18 protein-coding genes and 1 pseudogene are annotated in these 22801 nt (G+C 65.5%); 6 read left to right on the top strand and 13 right to left on the bottom strand.

The window, feature by feature from the left end; translation table 11 throughout:
* Positions 1–16: 16 nt before the first annotated feature.
* The 12 genes from folE to hpaR all read right to left on the bottom strand — a co-directional run bounded on the left by folE (position 17) and on the right by hpaR (position 15144).
* Entirely contained in the window at positions 17–643 is a 627-nt protein-coding gene (gene folE, locus XH89_RS26610; RefSeq protein WP_194463334.1) for a GTP cyclohydrolase I FolE, read from the bottom strand.
* A 111-nt stretch (positions 644–754) separates the two neighbouring features.
* On the bottom strand, positions 755–1660 hold the full coding sequence (locus XH89_RS26615; protein WP_194463335.1) for an alpha/beta fold hydrolase: 906 nt from the start codon (positions 1658–1660) through the stop codon (positions 755–757).
* Between the two features lie 47 nt (positions 1661–1707).
* Positions 1708–2535 carry a metal-dependent phosphohydrolase gene (locus XH89_RS26620; RefSeq protein ID WP_194463336.1) on the bottom strand — a complete coding sequence of 276 codons (828 nt, stop codon included), beginning with the start codon at positions 2533–2535 and terminating at the stop codon, positions 1708–1710.
* Positions 2536–2998: 463 nt separating this feature from the next.
* Positions 2999–3877, bottom strand: coding sequence for a transglutaminase family protein (locus XH89_RS26625; RefSeq protein WP_194463337.1), 879 nt, complete (start codon positions 3875–3877; stop codon positions 2999–3001).
* A complete protein-coding gene (locus tag XH89_RS26630; protein ID WP_194463338.1) occupies positions 3874–6411 on the bottom strand; it encodes a circularly permuted type 2 ATP-grasp protein in 2538 nt (845 codons plus the stop codon). The genes XH89_RS26625 and XH89_RS26630 overlap by 4 nt, the downstream gene beginning before the upstream one ends.
* Before the next feature lie 27 nt (positions 6412–6438).
* Entirely contained in the window at positions 6439–9708 is a 3270-nt protein-coding gene (locus XH89_RS26635) for a DUF2126 domain-containing protein (RefSeq protein WP_194463339.1), read from the bottom strand.
* A 136-nt stretch (positions 9709–9844) separates the two neighbouring features.
* Complete coding sequence (locus XH89_RS26640; RefSeq protein ID WP_194463340.1) at positions 9845–11149, bottom strand: methyl-accepting chemotaxis protein; 1305 nt, start codon at positions 11147–11149, stop codon at positions 9845–9847.
* Positions 11127–11648: a PAS domain-containing protein gene (locus XH89_RS26645; RefSeq protein WP_194463341.1), complete on the bottom strand. Its 522-nt coding sequence runs from the start codon at positions 11646–11648 to the stop codon at positions 11127–11129. Before XH89_RS26645 ends, XH89_RS26640 begins: the two co-directional genes overlap by 23 nt.
* Positions 11649–11830: 182 nt before the next feature.
* On the bottom strand, positions 11831–13354 hold the full coding sequence (locus XH89_RS26650) for a UxaA family hydrolase (RefSeq protein ID WP_194463342.1): 1524 nt from the start codon (positions 13352–13354) through the stop codon (positions 11831–11833).
* A 168-nt stretch (positions 13355–13522) separates the two neighbouring features.
* A complete protein-coding gene (locus XH89_RS26655; protein ID WP_194463343.1) occupies positions 13523–14299 on the bottom strand; it encodes an HpcH/HpaI aldolase/citrate lyase family protein in 777 nt (258 codons plus the stop codon).
* Between the two features lie 114 nt (positions 14300–14413).
* Positions 14414–14629 carry a hypothetical protein gene (locus tag XH89_RS26660; protein WP_194463344.1) on the bottom strand — a complete coding sequence of 72 codons (216 nt, stop codon included), beginning with the start codon at positions 14627–14629 and terminating at the stop codon, positions 14414–14416.
* Positions 14626–15144, bottom strand: a complete 519-nt coding sequence (gene hpaR / locus XH89_RS26665) for a homoprotocatechuate degradation operon regulator HpaR (protein WP_194463345.1) — start codon at positions 15142–15144, stop codon at positions 14626–14628. Before hpaR ends, XH89_RS26660 begins: the two co-directional genes overlap by 4 nt.
* Before the next feature lie 126 nt (positions 15145–15270).
* On the opposite strand from hpaR, the gene hpaH reads away from it, so the two are divergent.
* Genes hpaH through XH89_RS26695 form a run of 6 tightly spaced genes read left to right on the top strand, consistent with a single transcriptional unit; the run spans position 15271 to position 21571 of the window.
* Positions 15271–16077, top strand: a complete 807-nt coding sequence (gene hpaH, locus XH89_RS26670) for a 2-oxo-hept-4-ene-1,7-dioate hydratase (RefSeq protein WP_194463346.1) — start codon at positions 15271–15273, stop codon at positions 16075–16077.
* A 30-nt stretch (positions 16078–16107) separates the two neighbouring features.
* A complete protein-coding gene (locus XH89_RS26675) occupies positions 16108–16506 on the top strand; it encodes a 5-carboxymethyl-2-hydroxymuconate Delta-isomerase (protein WP_194463347.1) in 399 nt (132 codons plus the stop codon).
* The gene (gene hpaE / locus XH89_RS26680) at positions 16499–18037 is read left to right on the top strand and encodes a 5-carboxymethyl-2-hydroxymuconate semialdehyde dehydrogenase (protein WP_194463348.1); all 1539 of its coding nucleotides are present in this window, start codon (positions 16499–16501) and stop codon (positions 18035–18037) included. Before XH89_RS26675 ends, hpaE begins: the two co-directional genes overlap by 8 nt.
* 26 nt (positions 18038–18063) lie before the next feature.
* The gene (hpaD, locus tag XH89_RS26685; protein ID WP_194463349.1) at positions 18064–19047 is read left to right on the top strand and encodes a 3,4-dihydroxyphenylacetate 2,3-dioxygenase; all 984 of its coding nucleotides are present in this window, start codon (positions 18064–18066) and stop codon (positions 19045–19047) included.
* Between the two features lie 3 nt (positions 19048–19050).
* Positions 19051–19920, top strand: a complete 870-nt coding sequence (locus tag XH89_RS26690; protein WP_194463350.1) for a fumarylacetoacetate hydrolase family protein — start codon at positions 19051–19053, stop codon at positions 19918–19920.
* A gap of 25 nt (positions 19921–19945) precedes the next feature.
* Complete coding sequence (locus XH89_RS26695) at positions 19946–21571, top strand: thiamine pyrophosphate-dependent enzyme (protein WP_194463351.1); 1626 nt, start codon at positions 19946–19948, stop codon at positions 21569–21571.
* On the opposite strand, the pseudogene XH89_RS26700 reads toward XH89_RS26695, so the two are convergent.
* Positions 21549–22788 (bottom strand): annotated as a pseudogene (locus XH89_RS26700) (MFS transporter). The gene XH89_RS26695 and the pseudogene XH89_RS26700 sit on opposite strands and share 23 nt — an antisense overlap.
* Positions 22789–22801: the final 13 nt, after the last annotated feature.

The raw sequence follows: 22801 nt of genomic DNA on the forward strand, positions 1-22801 counted from the left end.
TTGGCCCCCTATCGGATCAATCATCCGAATTGGCGAGCCCCAGCAGCTCCTGGCGCGTCAGCGCATTGTCGCGGAACACGCCCAGCATGCGGCTGGTGACGAGATCGGTCCCCGGCTTGTGCGCGCCGCGCGTGGTCATGCAGTGATGCGTCGCCTTGATGATGACGCCGACGCCTTCGGGCCTCAGCACATCATTGATCGTATTAGCGATCTGCGCGGTCATCTTCTCCTGGATCTGAAGCCGCTTGGCGTAGATGTCGACGAGACGCGCGAGCTTGGAGATGCCGACCACGCGTCCTTGCGGGATATAGGCGACCCAGGCGCGTCCGACGATCGGCGCCATATGGTGCTCGCAATGGCTCTCGAAGCGAACGCCGCGCAGCACGATCATTTCGTCATAGCCTTCGATCTCCTCGAAGGTCTTTTGCAGGATTTCGGTCGGATCCTGCGCATAGCCCGAGAAATATTCCTCAAAGGCGCGGGCGACGCGGTCCGGCGTCTCGCGCAGACCATCGCGCGCGGGGTCGTCGCCGGCCCAGCGGATCATGGTCCGGATCGCCTGCTCAACCTCCGCCCTGTCAGGCCGATCGCTCGGCGCCTGCGCGACCGCGACGCGTTCCAGCCTGCGCGCTTGTGACGTCATCGAAAACCTCCCCTGCAACGGACCGCACACGGAGGCGGCCCCACAGCTTGGACGGCTGCGGTCGGAAAAGGTTCCCAGGATCGGGAAAAATCGGAGGGGGGCCTCAGATCCTCATCGTGAGGCGCTGGATTCAGCGGCCTTGCGCACGTCGAGCACCGCCTGCGCCCACTCGGCCGGCCGCTCCTGCGGCAAATTATGGCCGGCGCCTGCGAACACGCGCAGCTCGAAAAAGCCCTCGAACTTGCTGGCGTGATGGGCAGTACCGGGAATGACGCCGTCGCTGTCGCCGTCGATCCCGATGGTGGGAACGCGCACCAGCGGCTGCGCAGCGAGCCTGGCCTCGATCGCGGCGTAAGCGGGATCGCCTTCGACCAGCGCGTAGCGGTGGCGATAGGAATGAATCACGACGTCGACGAAATCAGGATTGTCGAACGACACCGCGCTTCGATCGAAGGTTGCATCGTCGAAAGTCCATTTCGGCGACCACATCGACCAGAGCTGCCGGGCAAAGCCGCGGCGGTTGCGCTCCAGCGCACGGCGGCCGCGCTCGTTGTGGAAGAGATATTGGTACCACAGCGCGGCCTCGTGCGGCGGCGAGGCCGGCTCCATCGCGCGCGCGATGTTCTGGATGTTGTAGGAATTGCCGGAGACGAGCCCGACGACGCGCTCAGGATACAGCGCCGAGACCACGCAAGCCGCGCGGCCGCCCCAATCATAGCCGCCGACGACGGCCCGTTCGATTTTGAGCGCATCCATGAAGGCCAGGAGATCGGCGCCGAGCGCCGCCTGCTCGCCGGAGCGCAGCGTCTGAGCTGAGCGGAAGCGGGTCGGGCCGTAGCCGCGCAGCCACGGCACCAGCACGCGCGCACCGGCCTGCGCAAGAATCGGCGCGGTCTCGGCATAGGCATTCACGTCATAGGGAAAGCCGTGACCCATGATGCAGGGCCAGCCATCCGCTGCGCCGTATTCGCGATAGGCGATGTCGAGGACATCCGTGCTCACGGTTTTTTGTTGCATGTTTTGCTCACGGATCTGGAAAGGTCGCGGCCCGGATGGAGCGGGTGCTATTTCTGCGGCCCTGACAGCGAAATGTCGCGCTCGGCGCGGAAGACATTGCTGTAGAGATTGGCGATCCATTGCCGGCCGATCTCGGTCTTGTTGAGATAGCCGATCTCGGTCTGGATGTGCGGCGCGACGCTGTTCCAATAGAATTGTGGATAGCGGTTGACGATGTCGGCAGGCGAGTCGTAGCCGAGCTGGCGGTTGATGCCGACTTCCTCGAACTCGTAATAGAGCGCATTGGCCTTGCGCAGATAGTTGGGATCGCCGAGCTGGCCGATGAAGTCGGCGGCACGCAGGATCGAGGCGTCGTCGTCATAATCCTGGCCTTCCCGGGCAGGAAAGCGTGTCCCCTCGATGGCGCGGGCAATGCGTTCCGGATCGAGCCCGGGAATATGTTGCAGCCGCCGTGTCACATAGAGTTTCGAGCGGTCGACGTGATACATCATCAAGCTCGCATCCGACGCGCCGCGCGGCAGCGAGATCTTGGTGTTGGCGGCATCGATCACGAAGCCGTCGACGTCATCCTCCTCGAACAGGCCACGGACATAGCCGATATCGTGGGCGAGGCAGGCGATCAGGACATGGACGTAGTCCCCAGCGGACAGATGCGCATGGAGACTTCGGCCACAGAGGATGGAATGACCGGCCAGCGTCACCAGCATCGTATGCTCGATGTTGTGGTAGAGCGCATCGCTATTACCGATACATTCCATTGCGGTGCGGGTCGCGCTCTCGACGATACTGGCGGACGTTTCGTCGTACCGGCGGCGCATGAACGTTCCCAGCAACTTCTCCAGGGATTCGGCCGCTAGTCTCGGTAACGTGATCATGGATGCAGCCCCGTCTGTCGGTGGTGTCCCACGTCAACTCCCGACGTCTCGTCTCGCTTTCAACGCAGGTTCAGCATAGCCCAATCTGGGGCGGCTGGCCAAACTCGGGAACAAAAATACGTAAATATGTTGCGATGCCGCCCCGCAGCATCACAATTGCAGCTACCATTCGGCACACCTTCAGGATGGGTCGCGGCCCGGCCAATGGCCGACCGCAAAGCTTCGCCTATGGCTGCGCGAGCCGAGCGTGCACCGCAGTCGGACCACGACGCCTGCACCGCATTGCGGACAGGCGCGTCAATTCCCGTCGGAATAGGCCTTCCGGATCGAGGCCGCAATTACCGGCAAGACGTTCGAGACCGATCCGATCGCGAATGACTCGCAATGACCTGGAATGGGACGGATCAAAAGCTCGGGCGCGCGCAGGCCGCGAGATCGCCGCTACGCGTCGGACGAGCCGCCGTCACTCCACCAACAACACGTCCACGGCGACGCCGAGCTTCTGCTTCGGCGAACCGACGATGATGCCGTCGATCGGCGAGACGTCGGAGAAGTCGCGGCCGACCGCCAGCACGATGTGGTCGTTGGCGACCAAGAGGTCGTTGGTCGGATCGAAATCGATCCAGCCGAGTTCCACCCCGCACCACAGCGACACCCAGGCATGGGTGGCGTCGGCGCCCTGCAAGCGCGGCTGGCCCGGCGGCGGAATGGTGCGCAAGTAACCGCTGACATAGGCTGCGGGCAGGCCAAGCCCGCGAAGCCCTGCGATCATGACATGGGCAAAGTCCTGGCAGACGCCGTGGCGGTTGTCGAACACCTCGCCAAGCGGCGTCGAGATCACGGTGGCCTTGGGGTCGTAGCGAAACTCGGTGCGAATGCGGTGCATCAGATCGGCCGCGCCCTTGAGGATGCCCTCACCGGGCACAAAGCTCGATGCCGCGTAAGCGCTGACGGGACGCAGAACAGGCACCAGGGGGCTCGCAAAGACGTAGCCGACCGGCGAGGACGGCCCAAGGCTCGTGGCTTCGAAGGCGATATCTCGGACGCTCTCCCATGTCGGGCCGAGGGCGTCGCGCGCCGGCACCTGGCGCGACACCGAGACGCGCGAACGGGCATCGATGCGCAAGGTGCGATGCGCGGCGTCGATCACCACGCTCTCCGTCAGCGTGCCGAAGAAGTCGCGGCGAACATTGCGCTCGGACGGACGCGGCCTGATCTCGACCTTGTGCGAGATCAGCTCCTGACCGTTGCCGTTCTTCGGCTCGAGCCGCAGCGTGCAGCGGGCGAAGCTGACCGGGTTCTCATATTCGTAGGTGGTGACGTGCCTGATGTCGTAGATCACGCCAGCCCCGTCAGCTTTTCCGGCCGGCTCGCATTCGGACCATGCGGGAAGTAGTGCAGCCCGATCGCCTCGGCGAGATTGAGCAGATCCTGCTCCAGCGCGAACAGCGTCTTGACCTCGAGCTTCTCGGCCTCGGCCGTGGCGAGCATGGACTGCACCGCCACCGCAAGCCGCTGCGGCCGCTCGATCAGGCCGTGCTCCTTCAGGCTCGGCAAAGCCGCGATATGCTCGTTCAGGGTTGCGACCTGGAACGCCACCGAGCGCGGATTGTAGCTGTCGAGCACCGCAAGGTCGCGCACCGGCGCCAGGATCGGCGCCAGCAGGTAGCGCGAGCGATAGGTGATCTGGGAATCCACCAGCGTCAACAGGATATCGAGGTCTTCGTCGCCGGCCTCGTCATAGGCGAACTGCCGGGCAAAACGCGCCGTGTTGATGGCGCGCTCGGCGCGGCGTCCGATATCGAGAAAGCGCCATCCGGCGGCGCGGTTCATGTTCTCCTGCGCCAGCCCTGCGAAGCTCGCCAGTTCCTGCAAGGTCAGCTCGGCCGCGCTCAGCACGCTGTCGTCATCCTCGACCTCGTAGGAGAGCCGTTCCGCCATCTCGATGATGACCTGCCAGGCATCGGGCGACAACCGCTCGCGCAAGGAGGTCGCGGTGCGCTGCGCCGCGCGCACCAGCGACAGCGCCGAGCCGAAACGCGCCTCGCTCTGCAAGGCTTCGGCGACGATGCGCCCCGGCGCCGCGCGCGAGGTCTGCGAGATCGCGCCCCAGGTCACCAGCAGGCGCTGGATCCGCTCGGCCGATTGCTGCGAGGCCGCGGTACCCTTGTTGGGCCCGCTCGGCGAGCCCAATGCGCGCACCAGCCGCAGCGTCGCTTCGGCGCGTTCGAGATAGCGGCCGAGCCAGAACAGATTATCGGCGGCGCGGCTCGGCAGCACGCCAGCGATGCGGCGGATCCGCACCTTGTCGGTCGCCGGCAGCAGCGAGGCGGTCGAGACCTTCTTCTCCGAGACCACCCAGACGTCGGCGGCGCGCGCGCCGTCGCCCATCGACACCGCGCGCGCGTCCGGCTGCTCGGCGATCCGGCAGAAGCCGCCGGGCATGATGGCCCAGCCGTCCGGTGTCGCGGCCGCAAACACCCGCAGCACGAAGGGACGCGGCGTGAGCTGCCCGTGCTCCCACACCGGCATGGTGGAGAGCCGCACCACCTCCTGGCCGACATAATCCATGCCCCGCGCGCTAATGGCATCGATCAGGCGCTGGTGTCCCGCTGCGTCGAGCTCGCTCGCGAGCACCGGGCCCTTGCTCTCGAAGCCGGGCACGCCGCGCTGGTACGCGCCTTCGATCGCGACCTCGTCGAGCCGCGACAATATTTCGTCGCGCGCCGACTTCTGGCCGCACCACCAGGTCGCGATATGCGGCATCTTCAGCTCTTCGCCGAGCAGACGACGGCTGAGCGCCGGCAGGAAGCCGAGCAGTGCCCGCGCCTCCAGCACGCCCGAGCCCGGCATGTTGGCGACGACGACGCCGTCCTTGCGCAGCACGTCGATCAGGCCGGGCACGCCGAGATGCGAGGACGCATCGAGCTCGAGCGGATCGAGCGAGTTGGAATCGACGCGGCGCAGCAGCACGTCGAGCCGCTTCAGCCCGGCAACCGTGCGGATGTGGATGCGGTTGTCACTGACGGCGAGATCGTCGCCCTCGACCAGGAGGAAGCCGAGATAGCGCGCCAGCGTCGCGTGCTCGAAATAGGTCTCGCTGAAACTGCCGGGCGTGAGCACGCCGATCCGCGGCTCGTCGCGATCGGCACGCGCGCGCAGCGAGTCGCGGAACGCCTCGAAGAACGGCGCGACGCGCGGCACGTTCATGGACTTGTAGAGATCGGAGAAGGCGCGCGACAGCACCAGGCGGTTTTCCAGCGCGTAGCCGGCGCCCGACGGCGCCTGCGTACGGTCGCCGAGCACCCACCAGCGGCCGTCAGGCCCACGGCCGACGTCGGCGGCATAGATCGAGAGGTAGCGCCCGCCCGGCGGCGGCACGCCGCAGACGGCGCGTAGATATTCGGGACTGCCGGCGATCGCACCGGCGGGCAGCGCGCCCTCGGCGACCAGCCGCCCTTCGCCATAGATGTCGCGCAGCACGAGCTCCAACAGCTCGGCGCGCTGGGTGATGCCGGCGCAGAGCTGCTTCCAGTCGGCCTCGTCGATCAGGAGCGGAAGGTGGCTGAGCGACCACGGCCGGTCGGCGCTGTCGCCGGGTGCGCGATAGGTGACGCCGGCCTCGCGCAGATGGCGGTCGGCCATGCCGAAGCGCCGCTCGACCTCGTCAGGCGCGAGCGCGCCAAAAGCGTCGAAGAAGCGGCCCCAGACCGCGCGCGGGGCACCGTCGGGGCCCAGGAACTCGTCGGGGATACCAGGCAGGCGGCTGTAGTCGCGGACCCATTGCGCGAGGCGACGCTGGCCGTCTCGCTGGCTTTCGCGCTGTCCTGGCGCCTTAGCCCCCTTGTCGTCCTGTTCGGCCGCGCCCTCGCCCATGCGCCTCTCCCTGCCCCACCATCATACTCATTGCAGGAGCGGGGTCCGCAAGTCGAGGGTCAGCGGAAATTCACTTGTGCGTTCCTCGGGCGGCGGCTGCATCGGCCCCGGCGTATGGCCGTGGTCCTGGAAGCGCGCCAGCCGCCGCGCCTCGGCCTCGTAGGTATTGACCGGCTTGGTGTCGTAGTTGCGGCCGCCCGGATGGGCGACGTGATAGACGCAGCCGCCGAGCGAGCGGCCGTTCCAGCTGTCGATAAGGTCGAAGGTCAGCGGCGCATGGACCGGAATGGTCGGGTGCAGGCCGGAGGCCGGCTGCCAAGCCTTGAAGCGGACGCCGGCCACGGCCTCTCCCGAGCGACCGGTCGAGGTCATCGGCAGACGGCGGCCGTTGCAGGTGATGACGTGACGCCCCTCGACGAAACCGTCCGCCTTGACCTGGAGGCGCTCGACCGAACTATCGACATAGCGCACGGTGCCGCCGGCCGAGCCTTCTTCGCCGAGCACGTGCCAGGGCTCCAGCGCCTGCCGCAGCTCCATCGTCACACCGCCATGATGGACGCGGCCGAAGGCGGGGAAGCGGAATTCGAGCTGGGCCAGATACCATTCCGGCTCGAACGGATAGCCCGATGTCTTGAGCTCGGAGAGCACATCCTGGAAATCTTCCCAGATGAAATGCGGCAGCATGAAGCGGTCATGCAGCGCGGTGCCCCAGCGCACGAACTTGCCTTGCTGCGGCTCGCGCCAGAACTTTGCGATCAGCGCGCGGATCAGGAGCTGCTGCGCCAGCGACATGCGCGGATCCGGCGGCATTTCGAGCGCGCGGAACTCGACGAGGCCGAGCCGACCGGTCGGCCCGTCAGGCGAATAGAGCTTGTCGATGCAGATCTCGGCGCGGTGCGTGTTGCCGGTGATGTCGACCAGCAGATGCCGGAACAAGCGGTCCACCAGCCATAGCGGGGTCTGGTAGCCCGGCGGCGGCACATGCGACAGCGCGATCTCGAGCTCGTAAATGCTGTCGTGGCGCGCTTCGTCGATGCGCGGCGCCTGGCTGGTCGGGCCAATGAACAGGCCGGAGAAGAAATAGGACAGCGACGGATGCCGCTGCCAATAGAGCACGAGGCTCTTGAGCAGATCGGGCCGGCGCAGGAACGGCGAATCCTGCGGGCTCGAGCCGCCGATCACGACGTGATTGCCGCCGCCGGTGCCGGTGTGGCGGCCATCGACCAGGAAGCGGTTGGCGCCGAGACGCACCTTGCCCGCGTCCTCATAAAGGCCGGAGGTGATCTCGACCGCATCGCGCCAGCTCTGCGCCGGCTGGATGTTGACCTCGATGACACCGGGGTCCGGCGTCACCTTGACGACCTCGACGCGCGGATCGAACGGCGGCGCGTAGCCCTCGACATGGACCTGCAGCTGCATCTCCTCGGCCGTGGCTTCGAGTGCCGCGACCAGCTCGAGATAATCCTCGATGCGCTCGACCGGCGGCATGAAGGCGCAGATCACGCCGTCGCGCACCTCTACCGACATCGCGGTGCGGACCGGGATGGAGGTGTTGAGATGCTCGGGCGCAACGCGCGGCGGTGATTTCGGCCGCGCCGGCGGCGTGAACACCGGCAGCCTGTCGCGCGCCTCCATCGGATCCTGCTCGACGATGTAGGGATATTGATTGGGCGGCACGTAGCCGAGCGAGCCGATCGGCAGGCGCAGGCCGAGCGGTGAATCGCCCGGAGACAGGAACAGATGGCCGCGCCGGAGCTGCCAGCGCTCGCTGCGCCAGCGTGGCGGCGCGTTCCAGCGCTGCACCGGCAGCACGAAGCCGCGCGGAGTGCGGAGGCCCTGGTTGAAGACCCGCGCCATGCGTGCGCGCGCTTCCGGATCGGACAATTGCGAATTGGAGGGATCGACGTTAATCGGAAGCTCGGCTTCTTTCTGAAGCCAGTAGACGGTGTCCTCATAGGCCGGGATGATGTAGCCGGGATCAAGCCCGAGCCGCGCCGCCGTGCCTTCCATGAAGTCCTCGGCGTCCTCGGTCTGGGCGCGCCTGGGATTGTCGATCTTAGCAATGAGGTCGGCGTTCTTCCAGATCGGCACACCGTCCTTGCGCCAGTACAGGCCGAACGCCCAGCGCGGCAGGCTCTCGCCGGGATACCATTTGCCCTGGCCGTAATGCAGCAGGCCACCCGGCGCAAAGCGCGCGCGCAGGCGACGGATCAGATCGTCGCCGAGCGCGCGCTTGGTCGGGCCGACGGCTTCCGTATTCCATTCCGCCGCTTCGAGATCATCCACAGACACGAAGGTTGGCTCGCCACCCATGGTGAGGCGCACGTCCTGGCTTGCGAGATCGCCGTCGACCTGCTCGCCGAGATCGTTGAGCCGCACCCAGGATTCATCCGAGAACGGTTTTGTGATGCGCGGCGCCTCGCGGATGCGCTTCACGCTCATGTCGAAGGCGAACTCGACCTCGGCAAAGCCGGCACCGCCGGAGATCGGCGCGGCCGAGCGATAATGCGGCGTGGCGGCCACGGGGATATGCCCCTCACCCGCGAGCATGCCTGATGTCGCGTCGAACCCGATCCAGCCGGCGCCCGGCAGATAGACCTCGGCCCAGGCGTGCAGATCGGTGAAGTCGTTCTCGACCTCGGGCGGTCCCTCGATCGGATCGATGTCGGGGCGGATCTGGATGAGGTAGCCGGAGACGAAGCGGGCGGCGAGCCCGAGATGACGGAAGGTCTGGATCAATAGCCAGGCCGAGTCGCGGCACGAGCCGGCGCAAGACGTCAGCGTCTCCTCCGGCGTCTGCACGCCGGGCTCCATGCGGATGATGTAGCTGATCTTCTTCTGCAGCTCGCGATTGAGCTCGACCAGGAAGTTGACCGTGTTCGGCGCCTCGCGCGGGATCGAGGCCAGATATTTCGCGAACTCGGCATCGGGCTTGATGGTCTCGAGATACGGCGCGAGCTCGGTCTTGAGATCCCTGGGGTATTCGAACGGAAAGCTGTCCGCGTAAGGCTCGACGAAGAAGTCGAACGGGTTGACCGTCGTCATCTGCGCCGTGAAGTCGACCTCGAATTTCAGCTCGGTGGTCTTCTCCGGGAAGACGTAGCGGGCGAGCCAGTTGCCCTGTGGGTCCTGCTGCCAGTTCACGAAGTGATTGGCCGGGGTGACCTTGAGCGAATAGCTCATGACCGGCGTGCGCGTATGCGGCGCCGGCCGCAGGCGGATGGTCTGCGGTCCCAGGTCGATCGGGCGGTCGTATTTGTAGTGCGTGACGTGGTGTAATGCGACGTAGATCGACACGGGGTACGGTGCTCCAGCAGCTTTTTTGAGCAGAACACCTGATGTGAGTGCGATCAAGCACTAACAACGGGCAGACCGTGCCTATGCAAGGTGCGGGCCGAGTGTGTCCGGGTCGCTATCTGGTGCGCCGGAGGACCTACGCCGCCGAGGTCAGCCCCTGCAAAAACTGCGTCACCTCGCGGCGGAGCGTCTCGACTTCGCCGTGGACGCGCTCGGAGGCGCTGTTGACGCGAGCGGCGACGCGGCCGGTGTCGGCGGCGGCTTCGCTGATGCCGGTGACGTTGGAGGACATCTGCGAGGTGCCGGCCGAAGCCTCCTGGACGTTGCGAGCGATCTCGCGCGTCGCGGCCCCCTGCTGCTCGATCGAGGCCGCAATGCTGGCGGTGATGCTGTCGATCTCCGCGATGGTCTGCGCGATCGCCTCGACGGCCGTGACCGAATTGGTGGTCGATTGCTGCATCTCGCCGACCTTGGCGCTGATCTCTTCGGTGGCTTTCGCGGTCTGGTTGGCGAGACTCTTGACCTCGGAGGCCACGACCGCGAAGCCGCGACCGGCCTCGCCCGCCCGCGCCGCCTCGATGGTGGCGTTGAGCGCGAGCAGATTGGTCTGCTCGGCGATCTCGCTGATCAGTTTGACGACGTCGCCGATCCGCAGCGCGGCGTCCGCGAGGTTTCGTATCTCGCTGCCGGCGCGATTGGCTTCGTTCACGGCGCGACCCGTGCTCGCGGTCGAGCCGGAGACCTGACGGCCGATCTCGGCGATCGAGGATGCGAGCTGCTCGGCGGCACTGGCGACGGTCGCAACGTTACGCGAGGCTTGGTCGGAGGCGCTGAGCACGCCGGAAGTCTGCCGGCTGGTCTTCTCGGCCGCAGCCGCCATCTGGCCGGCATCGGATTCGAGATCGGTCGCCGCGCCCATCAGCGTGCCGGCAACGCCGTCGAGATGCGTGCCGAACTGTCTGGCGAGATCGGCGATCTCGACCACGCGGCGACCCAGGCTGTCGGTGCCGGAATTGATGACGGTGGCCGAACGGCGGAACGAGCCGGGCAGACCGCGGGCGAGGATCTTGCGGAAATACTTGCCGCGGCTGGCATAGTCCATCGACGCCGACGCCTCGCGGACGAAGGCATCGGTGATGTCGAGCATGTCGTTGACCGATTTCTGGATCGATCCGATCCGGCCGGCCTGTCGCTCACTGAGGACGCGTGCCTCGAGATCGCCGCACGAGGCCTTGCGGCACACCTCGGCCACCTCGTCGAGAGCGGCGGCGGTGCGTTGCTGGCCCCACGTCGCGTAGCCGAGCAGCACGACGGTCGCGCCAAGTAGTGCCGCGACGGAAATTCCGGTCACGCCGAGAAGCGAAAGGGCGACCGCAACGATAGCCAGAACACACGCGAGCGCGGTCGCTCCCTGCGCCTTAGAGAGAGAGCACAAATTCATCGTAGCCGACACCCTGTTGCTTCAATAGTCCGACCATCGCCTCGAAGCTCGCGCGCATGCCGTCCTTGGCATTGGCGTGCCGCGCTTCTTCGGCGCAAAGCGTCTTGTAGATCGGCTTGATGCGCTCGATCTGCACGCGATCGGGCTTGCGGCGGTTGGAGTGATAGCCGACGATACTGCCGCGCTCGTCGAAGGTCGGCGTGACGTGGGCGAAGACCCAATAGTGGCTGCCGTCCTTTGCCAGGTTGACGACGTAGGCGAAGATCTCCTGCCTGGACTGGAGCGTGTCCCAGAGCAGCTTGAAGACCGCGCGCGGCATGTCGGGATGCCGGATCAGGCTGTGGGGCGCGCCCATCAGTTCGGCATATGAATACTTCGCCATCCGGAGGAAGACGTCGTTGGCGTAGGTGATGCGGCCCTTGAGATCGGTCTTCGACACGATCAATTCCTCTTCACCGAGGAGGTTTTCCACGCCGGTCGGCCGTATCGCACGCGTCATCTTTGACGAATCCTGTCGAAGGGCGGCGCCCTCGAAGGAGTCGCCCGCATCACCTCACGATTACGGTGCGAAATGTTAATCCCGAGTGACCGCAGCAACTGCCGCGGTCATATGACACCTACGTATCACTACGTAGGTGTCGGCGTTCTGTCATTCCGGCAGCGAGGCGCCATCGCCGCCCGTTACATCGTCGCGCCCAGCACCCAGGGGGCGAACTCCGCACCACCGAAATCGAAGCTCTCGCTCTTGGTCGGCTGGCCGGAAGCAGTCTTCAGGATGAGATCGAAGATGCGCTCACCGCACTGCTGAACGCTCTCCTCGCCTTCGAGGATGGTGCCGCAATTGACGTCCATGTCCTCTTCCATGCGCTTGTACATGGGGGTGTTGGTGGCGAGCTTGATCGAGGGCGCTGGCTTGCAGCCGAACACGCTGCCGCGGCCGGTGGTGAAGCAGACCAGGTTGGCGCCGCCGGCGACCTGACCGGTCGCCGCGACCGGATCGTAACCAGGCGTATCCATGAACACGAAGCCGCGCTTAGTCACGGGCTCGGCATAGCGCAGCACCTCGACAAGATTGGTGGTGCCGGCCTTGGCCATGGCGCCGAGCGACTTTTCCAGAATGGTGGTAAGGCCGCCGGCCTTGTTGCCGGGGCTGGGATTGGCGTTCATCTCGGCGCCTTCGCGCGTCGTGTACTCGTCCCACCAGCGCATCAGATCGACGAGCTTCTCGCCGACCTCGCGGCTCACCGCGCGGCGCGTCAAGAGATGCTCGGCGCCATAGGTCTCCGGCGTCTCGGAGAGGATGACGGTGCCGCCGTGGCGGACGATGAGATCGCTGGCCGCGCCCAGCGCCGGATTGGCCGACACGCCGGAATAGCCGTCCGAGCCGCCGCATTGCAGGGCCACGGTGAGCTCGCTTGCCGGCACCGTTTCGCGCTTGACCTTGTTGGCGTCAGCGAGTGCCTCGCGCACGAAGGCGATGCCGGCTTCCACCGTCTTGCGGGTGCCGCCGACTTCCTGGATGTCCATCGCGCGCAGGCGGCCGGCGAGCTTCTGCTCTTCCATGAGCCCGCCGATCTGGTTCACCTCGCAGCCGAGGCCAAGCACGATGACATGGGAGAAATTGACGTGCCGCGCATAGCCACCCAGCGTGCGTCGGAGCAGCGCCAAGGGCTCGTTCTGCGTCATGCCGCAGCCGGTCTTGTGGGTCAGCGCGACCACGCCGTCGACATTGGGGAAGTCTGCCAGCGGATTGTCGCCGGTGAAGGGATTCTTCTTGAACACGTCGGCGACGAGGCTTGCGACATGCGCGCTGCAATTCACCGAAGTGAGGATGCCGATATAATTGCGCGTGGCGACGCGGCCGTCCGGACGACGAATGCCTTCGAAGGTTGCCGGCAGGTCGAAATTCGGCGTCGGCTTGGCGTCGGCGCAATAGGCATAGTCCTTGGCGAAGTCGCCCATGCCGCAGTTCTGCACGTGCACGTGCTGGCCCGGCGCGATCGCCTGCGTCGCAAAGCCGATGATCTGGCCGTAGCGGATCACCGGCTCGCCGACAGCGATCGGCTTGATCGCGACCTTGTGGCCGGAGGGAATGCGCTCGACCGTGGTCACGCCGTCGGCCACCAATGTTCCCGGCGGCAGGCTTGCGCGCGCGATCAGCACGCCATCAGCGGGGTGCAGGCGGATGACGGGGCTGATGGTCATGGGAGTCTCCTTGGGTCTTCAAAGTATCGTGCCCCGGACGCAGCGCAGCGTGAAACGGTGCGCTGCTGAGCCGGGGCCCAGTTGTTACATCATGTACTTCACTGCCTTCTGGGTCCCGGCTCTGCGGAGCGGCACTGCGTGCCGCACCGCGTCCGGGACACGGACAGCTTAGGCCTTGCCGCCCGACTCCTTGCGGGTCGCATTGACCTGCATCTTGGCGTAGGTGGTCATCAGGCCGACCTCGTTCGAGAGCGTCACCAGCTTGAAGCCCATGTTGATGGCGCGCGCAGCGCCTTCCGCGCCGCTGCAATGGATGCCGGGGTTGAGGCCGCGCTTGCCGCACTCCTTGATGATCTTCTCGTAGATCGCGAGGATCTCGGGTTCGGAGCGATCGAGCTTCGGCTCGAGGCCATAGGAGAAGCCGAGGTCGGACGGGCCGATATAGACGCCGTCGATGCCCTCGACGTCGAGGATCGCTTCCATGTTCTCGACCGCGGTCCTGGTCTCCATCATCGGCAGCAGGATGGTGTCGGCATTGGCGGTCTTCTGGTAGGAGCCCGCGGTGCCGTACATGCCGGCGCGGATCGGGCCGTTGGAACGGACGCCCTGCGGCGGATATTTCGAATAGGAGACGAGGTTCCTGGCTTCCTGCGGCGTGTTGACCATCGGGCAGATCACGCCATAGGCGCCGCCATCGAGCACCTTGCCGATGATGCCGGGCTCGTTCCAGGGCACGCGGACCATCGGGGTCACCGGGTGCTTGTCCATGGCCTGGAAGCACTGCACCATCGACAGATAGTCCTGCACGCCGTGCTGCATGTCGACGGTGACGCTGTCGAAGCCGCATTGCGCGATCATCTCGGCCGAGAAGCCGGAGGGGATAGCGAGCCACGCGTTGACCACGGCCTTGCCCGACTTCCAGATTTCCTTGACCTTGTTCGCCACGTTGCCTTCCTTCTTTGTTGTTTGAGCCTTCGTCACCATGACGAGCGCCGTGACAGCGCCAGCCGGTGTTACCGCCAAAGGGATCGCCGCACTACGCTCGCAATGGCGCAAGACCTATGCGCTCGCCCACGGGATACTGGTTTCAAGGACACCAACCTCGCGGGCGGCGGCCACTATCGCCGTCCGGCTGTCATCCGGCAAGAGGATGCCATTTCTGCTGCGCTTAGAAGCGGTTTTCGCCCCGGGATCGCGGGGAATCAGTACCTTTGACCGAAAAAAGCCGCGGATGTCCATCGCGGTTGTCGCGCGCTCGCGCATATCTGCCGTCATTCCCCGGTACCTGCCTCGTGGTCCGCACCAAGCCCCGCGAGACTCTGCTCCAGCTCTCCCAGCATCTCCTGCAACTCGGCGAGCTTGCGCGCGCCGAAACGCTGCGTGATCTCGGCATAGATCGCCTCTGAGGTCGGCGCCACGAAGGCCATCAGCCGCACGCCCTCCTTCGAGATCGAAACCATGCTCCGCCGCTGATCGGTCTTCGCCGTCTTGCGCTCGATCAGGTTGCGCGCCTCGAGATCGCGCAGGATGCGCGACAGGCTCGGTCCGAGGAGAAATGCGGTGCGCGCGAGTTCCGTGACCTCGGCCGCCTCGATCGCCGCAAGCGCGCGCAGGATGCGCCATTGCTGCTCGGTCAGGCCGTGCTCGCGCAGCGAGGGGCGGAATTGCCGCATCACCGCCTCGCGTGCCCTGAGCAGCGACATCGGCAGCGAGCGCGAAAAGTCGCGCATCGGCACCTGGCGCGCGGCAGGCGCACTTCCGTCGGTGGGATCAGCCGGTCTTTTCGCCATGTCAGCCTTTCAAAGTCGGCCCTGTCGGGCCGCAAAACGTTTGCAGTGCAGCAAGCTCGAATTGTGTTTGACGCATTCACTTAACATGTTAAGTATCTCCGGGCACCACGATTTGTAAGATCACGGATGGCGCTTTCCAAAGACGATATCCAAGCCTGCGCGAGGCGTCTGCACCAGGCGGAGAAGACCCGGACCCAGATCCGGCAGCTGTCGCAGGATTTTTCGGACATCAGCATCGCCGATGCCTACGCGATTCAGAAGGCCTGGGTCGACCTCAAGATCGCCGAGGGACGCCTCGTCAAAGGCCACAAGATCGGCCTGACCTCGAAGGCGATGCAGAGCGCGCTCAACATCGACGAGCCCGACTCCGGCGTGCTGCTCGACGACATGTTCTTTGCCGATGGAGGCCTGGTTCCGACCGAGCGCTTCATCGCCACGCGCGTCGAGGCCGAACTCGCCTTTGTCATGAGCAAGCGCCTTGCTGGCCCGGACTGCACCATGTTCGATGTGCTCAACGCCACCGACTTCGTGGTACCGGCGCTGGAGATTCTGGACACGCGGGTCGAGCGCGTCGATCCCACGACCAAGGCGACGCGAAAAATCTTCGACACCATCGCCGACAATGCGGCGAATGCCGGCATCGTGCTTGGTGGCCGTCCCATCCGCCCGCTCGACGCGGATCTGCGCTGGATCGGCGCGCTCTGTTTCAAGAACGGCCAGTTAGAGGAGACCGGCCTTGCCGCCGGCGTGCTCAATCATCCCGCGACATCAGTGGCCTGGCTCGCCAACAAGATCGCGCCGCTCGGCCTTGCGCTGGAGCCCGGCCAAATCGTGCTCGCCGGCTCCTTCATCCGTCCGATCGAGACCCGCAAGGGCGACACAATTCAAGCCGATTATGGCGCCTACGGCTCGGTCAGCTGCTACTTCGCCTAGAAAGCAGAAGAATACAGGGAGTGAAACCGGATGCCGCATTTCACCATCGAATATTCGGCCAATCTCGACAGCCGGCTCGACATCGGCGCGGTGTGCGAAGTGGTGCGCAAGGCGGCGGTCGAGACCGGCATCTTCCCGCTCGGCGGCATCCGCGTTCGCGCTATCCGCTGCGAGCACTATGCGATCGCAGATGCCCGCAACGACTACGGTTTCCTCGACATGGTGCTGCGCATCGGCGAGGGCCGCGATCTTCCGACGCGCCAGAAAGCCGGCGAACATGTCTTCCAGGCGCTCTCAAAGCATCTCGATCCCGTCTTCGCCGCCAGCAAGTTCGCCCTGTCGTTCGACATGCAGATCAACGACAAGGATACGAGCTGGAAGCGCAACAACATCCACGACGCATTGAAAGTGGAGGCTGCCCATGGATAAGCCCACGCCGAAAGCCGATGTGTTCCAGGCCAATCGCGACCGCGTCGCGCCGCTGCTGCAGAAGCTGAAAGCTGACGGCATCGGCCACATGATCGATGGCAAGATCGTGCCATCGATCTCGGGGCAGACATTCGAGACGAAGTCGCCAGTCGATGGCTCGGTACTCGCAAGAGTTGCCCGCGGCAATGCCGAGGACATCGATGCTGCCGCAACGGCAGCCGCCCTCGCCTTCAAATCCTGGCGCGACATGGGACCGGCGATGCGGCGCAAGCTGCTGCACCGGGTCGCCGACGCGATCGAGGACAATGCCGACGACATCGCCGTGCTCGAATGCATCGACACGGGACAAGCCTACCGCTTCATGGCCAAGGCCGCGATCCGTGCCGCCGAAAATTTCCGCTTCTTCGCCGACAAATGCGCCGAGGCGCGCGACGGCCTCAACACGCCGAGCGACGAGCACTGGAACATCTCGACGCGCGTGCCGATCGGCCCCGTCGGGGTGATCACGCCGTGGAACACGCCGTTCATGCTGTCGACGTGGAAGATCGCCCCTGCGCTGGCCGCCGGCTGCACCGTCGTCCACAAGCCGGCCGAATGGTCGCCGGTGACGGCCGCCATCCTGGCGCGGCTCGTCAAGGAAGCCGGCGTGCCCGACGGCGTGCTCAACACCGTGCACGGGTTCGGCGAAGAGGCTGGCAAGGCGCTGACCGAGCATCCCGCCATCAAGGCGATCGGCTTCGTCGGCGAGAGCGCCACGGGATCGGCCATCATGACCCAGGGCGCGCCGACCCTGAAGCGCGTGCATTTCGAGCTTGGCGGCAAAAATCCTGTCATCGTGTTCGACGATGCCGATCTCGACCGCGCGCTCGATGCCGTCGTGTTCATGATCTACTCGCTCAATGGCGAGCGCTGCACCTCGTCGAGCCGCCTGCTGATCCAGCAGAGCATCGCGGACAAATTCGTGGAGAAGCTGACAGCGCGGGTGAAGGCGCTGAAGGTCGGCCATCCCCTCGATCCCGCCACCGAGATCGGGCCGCTGATCCACGAACGGCACCTCGCAAAAGTCTGCTCCTATTTCGACGTCGCGCGGCGGGACGGTGCGACCATCGCGGTCGGCGGCAAAGCCTATGACGGCCCGGGCGGCGGCCATTATGTCGAGCCGACCTTGGTGACCGGCGCGAGCGGCAAGATGCGCGTAGCGCAGGAGGAAGTGTTCGGTCCCTTCCTCACCGTGCTCCCTTTCAAGGACGAAGCCGACGCCATCGAGATCGCCAACGATATCCGCTATGGCCTCACCGGCTATGTCTGGACCAACGATGTCGGCCGGAGCTTGCGCGTCGCCGATGCGCTGGAAGCCGGCATGGTCTGGCTCAACTCTGAGAACGTCCGTCATCTGCCAACGCCGTTCGGCGGCATGAAGGCTAGCGGCATCGGCCGCGACGGCGGCGACTACTCGTTCGACTTCTACATGGAAACCAAGCACGTTTCGCTGGCGCGGGGCACGCACAAGATTCAGAAACTGGGCATTTAGGGAAACGGGCCGAGAGGGGAAACGCAATGCCGGTACCGCAACACGTCTTCGAGCCGCCGTTCAACATCATCCGCTCCAGCCATGTCGTGCTCGACGTGACCGATCTGAAGCTGAGCCGCGAGTTCTACGAGACCACCGTCGGCCTGCATGTCGAGGATGCCGACGACAACGTGGTTTACCTGCGCGCCGCCGAAGAGCATCAGCATCACTCGCTGGTGCTGCGCAAAGCCGCGGCGCCGGCCTGCGCTCGACTCGGCTTCAAGGTTGGCAATGACGGCGACCTCGATAAGGCCGCGAAATTCCTTTCCGAGAATGGCCTCGCTTATGCGTTCGCCGACCAGCCGTTCCAGGGGCGCACCCTGCAATTCACCGATCCCTTCGGCTTCCAGATCGAGCTCTATGCGTCGATGGACCGGCGGCCGCATCTGCTACGCCGCTACGACCTCTACCGGGGATGCCACCCGCAGCGGCTCGACCATTTCAACGTCTTCGCGGCCGAGGTGCAAGATACCGTCGACTTCTATGCGCGGCTCGGCTTCCGCCTCACCGAATATGCCGAGGAGGACGGGCCGAACGGTCGGATAGCTGCGGCCTGGATGCATCGCAAGGGCAACGTCCACGATTTCGCGATCACCAACGGCAAGGGCCCGCGGCTGCATCACTTCGCCTACTGGACGCCGACGGCGATGAACATCATCCATCTCTGCGACGTCATGGCCTCGCAAGGCTTTGTGAAGAACATCGAGCGCGGTCCCGGACGCCACGGCATCTCGAATGCGTTCTTCCTCTACGTGCGCGACCCCGATGGCCACCGCCTGGAGCTCTACACCAGCGATTATTTCACCGGCGATCACGACCACGAGCCGCTGCGTTGGTCGCTGCGCGATCCGCGCCGCCAGACGCTGTGGGGCGCGCCGGCGCCGCGTTCCTGGTTCGAGCAGGGCTCGCCCTTCACGGGCCAGGCCGTGCGTGAGCCGAAATTCGTGGCCGACGTTCTGGTGGCGGATTAGGCGATGAAGCTCCCTCGCCTCGCCACCTATTCCGTCAAGGGTGAAGCCCGCTACGGCGCCGTTCTCGAGGGCGGCATCGTCGATCTCTCCGCGCGCTACGCCAAGGACTATCCAACGCTGCGCGAGGTGATCGCCGCCGGCAAGCTTGTGCCCCTTGCCGAGGAGGCCGCCAGCCGCACGCCGGTTCACGCGCTCGGCGAGATCACATGGCTGCCGCCGGTGCCCGCGCCGGAGAAGATCATCTGCATCGGCGTCAACTATCCCGATCGCAACGCCGAGTACAAGGACGGCCAGGAGGCGCCGAAATATCCGAGCATGTTCATGCGCTCGCCCCGCTCCTTCGTTGGCCACGACACGCCTCTGGTGCGCCCGCGCGCGTCCGCGCAGCTCGACTATGAGGGCGAGATCGTGCTGGTGATCGGCAAGCAGGGCCGGCACATCAAGGAGAGCGATGCCCTCGACCACATCGCCGCGCTCACGCTCTGCAACGAGGGTTCGGTGCGCGACTGGCTGCGCCACGCCAAGTTCAACGTCACGCAGGGCAAGAACTTTGATTCCAGCGGCAGCCTCGGACCATGGCTCGTGCCGTATGTCAAGGAAGCGCAGCTTGCCGACATCAGGCTGACCACGCACGTCAATGGCGAGCTCAGGCAGGACGAGCGCACCAGCCGGCTGATGTTTCCGTTCCGCTATCTCATCAGCTATATCTCGACCTTCGCAACGCTCGTGCCCGGCGACGTCATCGTCACGGGCACGCCGACCGGCGCTGGGGCGCGGTTCGATCCGCCGCGATACCTGAAGCCCGGCGACGTCATCGAAGTCGCGGCCGAGGGCATCGGCACTTTGCGCAACGGCGTCGTCGACGAAGCCTGAACAATAACACGAATGGAATGATGCAATGACCACCCTCACCGGCGGCGAAGCGATCGTAAGCGGGCTCGTCGCCCATGGCGTCGACACCGTGTTCGGCCTGCCAGGCGCGCAAGTTTACGGCCTGTTCGACGCCTTCCACCAGGCCCAGCTCAAGGTGATCGGCGCGCGGCACGAACAGGCCTGTGGCTATATGGCGTTCGGCTATGCGCGCTCCAGCGGCCGGCCCGGCGTATTCAGCGTGGTGCCCGGCCCCGGCGTGCTCAACGCCAGCGCGGCACTGTTGACCGCCTATGGCTGCAACGAGCCGGTGCTGTGCGTCACAGGCCAGGTGCCGACGCAGTTTCTGGGCAAGGGCCGCGGGCATCTGCACGAGATGCCGGACCAGCTCGCGACGCTGCGCACCTATGTGAAGTGGGCCGATAGAATCGAACATCCCGGCAATGCTCCGACCACCGTGGCGCGCGCCTTCCAGGAGATGACCTCTGGGCGGCGCGGCCCCGCCTCGGTCGAGATGCCATGGGACATCTTTACGCAACGGGCGGATACGGCCCCAGCGCAGGTGCTGGAGCCGCTGCCCGCGCCCTTACCCGATCCTGACATGATCAAGCAGGCGGCCGCGCTGATCAAGGCCAGCAAGGCGCCGATGATCTTCGTCGGGAGCGGTGCGATCGAGGCAGGCGAGGAAATCCTCGAGCTCGCCGAGATGATCGATGCGCCGGTCGTCGCCTTCCGCAGTGGCCGCGGCATCGTCTCCAATGCGCATGAGCTCGGCCTCACCATGGCTGCCGCCTACAAGCTGTGGCCGAACACCGACCTGATGATCGGCATCGGCACGCGCCTGGAATTGCCGACTATGTCGCGCTGGCCGTACCAGCCCGACGGCCTCAAGAGCATCCGCATCGATATCGATCCGGTCGAGATGCGGCGCTATCCATCGAACACGGCGATCGTCGCCGATGCCAAGGCCGCAACCGCCGATCTCACGGCTGCCGTGCGCAAGGCCGGCTACAGCAAGACCGCCGGCCGCCGCGCCGCGATCCGCGAAGCGACCACGAGCGCGCTGACGGAGATCCAGCGCGTCCAGCCACAGATGGCGTATCTCGACATTCTGCGTGAGGTCCTGCCGGCGAACGCGATCGTGACCGACGAACTGTCGCAGGTGGGTTTTGCCTCCTGGTACGGCTTTCCGATCTACCAGCCGCGCACCTTCATCACCTCAGGCTATCAGGGCACGCTCGGCTCTGGCTTCCCGACTGCGCTCGGGGCCAAGGTCGCCAATCCCGACAAGCCCGTGGTGGCAATCACCGGCGACGGCGGCTTCATGTTCGGCGTGCAGGAACTGTCGACCGCCGTGCAGTTCAACATCGGCGTGGTGACGCTGGTGTTCAACAACAACGCCTACGGTAATGTCCGTCGCGACCAGCGCGAGCGCTTCGACGGCCGCGTGGTCGCGTCGGATCTGGTCAACCCCGATTTCGTCAAGCTCGCGGAGTCCTTTGGCGTGGCGGCAGCGCGCGTCACCGCGCCGGATCAGTTCAAGGCGGCGATGGACAAGGCGCTCGCGCATGGCGGGCCGTATCTGATCTCGATCGAGGTGACCAGGGACTCCGAGGTGAGCCCTTGGGCGTTCATCCACCCGCCGAAGCCTTGAGGTGAATGCCGCCCTGTAGCCGCGCGGCCGCGATCGCCAGCAATCCGACGCCTGCAACCGCCCAGCAGGCGACCGGCGCCCAGTGCAGCAGCGGCGCGTATTCGGGGATCTTTTGCAGACCGCCGGCGACTGCCGCCATCCGCGCGAAGGTGCCTAGCGCCAGTGCGGAGAAGACGAGGCCCGTCACCTTGCCTTCCGCACCGGTCGAGCCGATCGCAAGCGCAGCCGAGATGGCGCTCATCAGCATGCAGCCCCACGCAGCTCCGGCGAGGAACTGCGCGGCAACAAGCGCGTTGAGGCTGCCGGCGAATTCCCCCGCGGCGATCGCGAGCGCACCGAACAGTCCCGCCGCCCCCATCACGATCAAGCCACCGCGATGCTTGACGACGAGGCTCGCCGGAAACATCGCGATATTGAAGCCGATCCAGAACACCGGCATCAGCCATGCCAGCTCATCGGGCTTGGCAAAGCGCAGATAGAGCGGCGCACTGTTCACGGCAAAGTGCAGCTGATAGCCGAGCGCCAGCGCGATCGTCGCGACGATGAAAATGATCGAAATCATGCCGAGCGGCTTTGCCGCCTGATCGGACGCCGGCGGCGCATCCTGCGCAACATCATGTTCGATCCGCGACAGCCCGAGCGCCGTGAGCAGCACCACCACGCTGGAGATCACGAACGGCAACCGCGCATCGTGCTCGCGCAGCACGACGCCGAGATAGGGCGAGATTGCGCCGGCGACGCCATATCCGAGCATCGCGACCGCCGCGAGAAACGGCACTTGCGGCTTGGCGCGGTATTTTCCGAGCAGGGTCAGCGGCGGCGCGCGCAGCGCCGACGAGGTGACCGCCCAGATCACGATCAATGCGATGAACCAGACTTGCGCGGCGCTGCCCGCTCCGGCAACGAAGGGCAGCGCGACAAACGCAGCGCAGGAGATCGCGGTCACCCCCCCCAACGAACAGGCCGAGCCTGCCGGCATAGGGCGCAAGTCTGTCGGCTGCGATCCCCATCGCGGTGTCGGCGATGGTGAAGATGGCCTGGTCCAGCATCAGGATGAGGATGACGGCGGATGGCGCGATGCCGACCTCGGCGGCGAGCCTTGGCAGGTAGATGACGTAGGTCGTCCAGCCCAGCGTGAACACCAGTTGCAGCACGGCCAGATAAAGGCCCGTGCGATTGGCCGTTCCGGCGTCCGTCGAGAGCTGAGCTGTCGTCATGTCGCCGCCTCCC

Source organism: Bradyrhizobium sp. CCBAU 53340 (assembly GCF_015291645.1).
In the GTDB taxonomy this organism is placed as follows: Bacteria; Pseudomonadota; Alphaproteobacteria; order Rhizobiales; family Xanthobacteraceae; genus Bradyrhizobium.

Excerpts from the sequence above, each read along its gene's own strand:
- hpaE (WP_194463348.1), top strand. The coding sequence starts at position 16,499 with ATGGATAAGCCCACGCCGAAAGCCGATGTGTTCCAGGCCAATCGCGAC.
- XH89_RS26690 (WP_194463350.1), top strand. The coding sequence starts at position 19,051 with ATGAAGCTCCCTCGCCTCGCCACCTATTCCGTCAAGGGTGAAGCCCGC.
- hpaH (WP_194463346.1), top strand. The coding sequence starts at position 15,271 with ATGGCGCTTTCCAAAGACGATATCCAAGCCTGCGCGAGGCGTCTGCAC.
- hpaR (WP_194463345.1), bottom strand. The coding sequence starts at position 15,144 with ATGGCGAAAAGACCGGCTGATCCCACCGACGGAAGTGCGCCTGCCGCG.
- XH89_RS26620 (WP_194463336.1), bottom strand. The coding sequence starts at position 2,535 with ATGATCACGTTACCGAGACTAGCGGCCGAATCCCTGGAGAAGTTGCTG.
- XH89_RS26695 (WP_194463351.1), top strand. The coding sequence starts at position 19,946 with ATGACCACCCTCACCGGCGGCGAAGCGATCGTAAGCGGGCTCGTCGCC.
- XH89_RS26640 (WP_194463340.1), bottom strand. The coding sequence starts at position 11,149 with ATGAATTTGTGCTCTCTCTCTAAGGCGCAGGGAGCGACCGCGCTCGCG.
- XH89_RS26675 (WP_194463347.1), top strand. The coding sequence starts at position 16,108 with ATGCCGCATTTCACCATCGAATATTCGGCCAATCTCGACAGCCGGCTC.
- XH89_RS26645 (WP_194463341.1), bottom strand. The coding sequence starts at position 11,648 with ATGACGCGTGCGATACGGCCGACCGGCGTGGAAAACCTCCTCGGTGAA.
- hpaD (WP_194463349.1), top strand. The coding sequence starts at position 18,064 with ATGCCGGTACCGCAACACGTCTTCGAGCCGCCGTTCAACATCATCCGC.
- XH89_RS26660 (WP_194463344.1), bottom strand. The coding sequence starts at position 14,629 with ATGACGGCAGATATGCGCGAGCGCGCGACAACCGCGATGGACATCCGC.
- XH89_RS26615 (WP_194463335.1), bottom strand. The coding sequence starts at position 1,660 with ATGCAACAAAAAACCGTGAGCACGGATGTCCTCGACATCGCCTATCGC.
- XH89_RS26630 (WP_194463338.1), bottom strand. The coding sequence starts at position 6,411 with ATGGGCGAGGGCGCGGCCGAACAGGACGACAAGGGGGCTAAGGCGCCA.
- folE (WP_194463334.1), bottom strand. The coding sequence starts at position 643 with ATGACGTCACAAGCGCGCAGGCTGGAACGCGTCGCGGTCGCGCAGGCG.
- XH89_RS26650 (WP_194463342.1), bottom strand. The coding sequence starts at position 13,354 with ATGACCATCAGCCCCGTCATCCGCCTGCACCCCGCTGATGGCGTGCTG.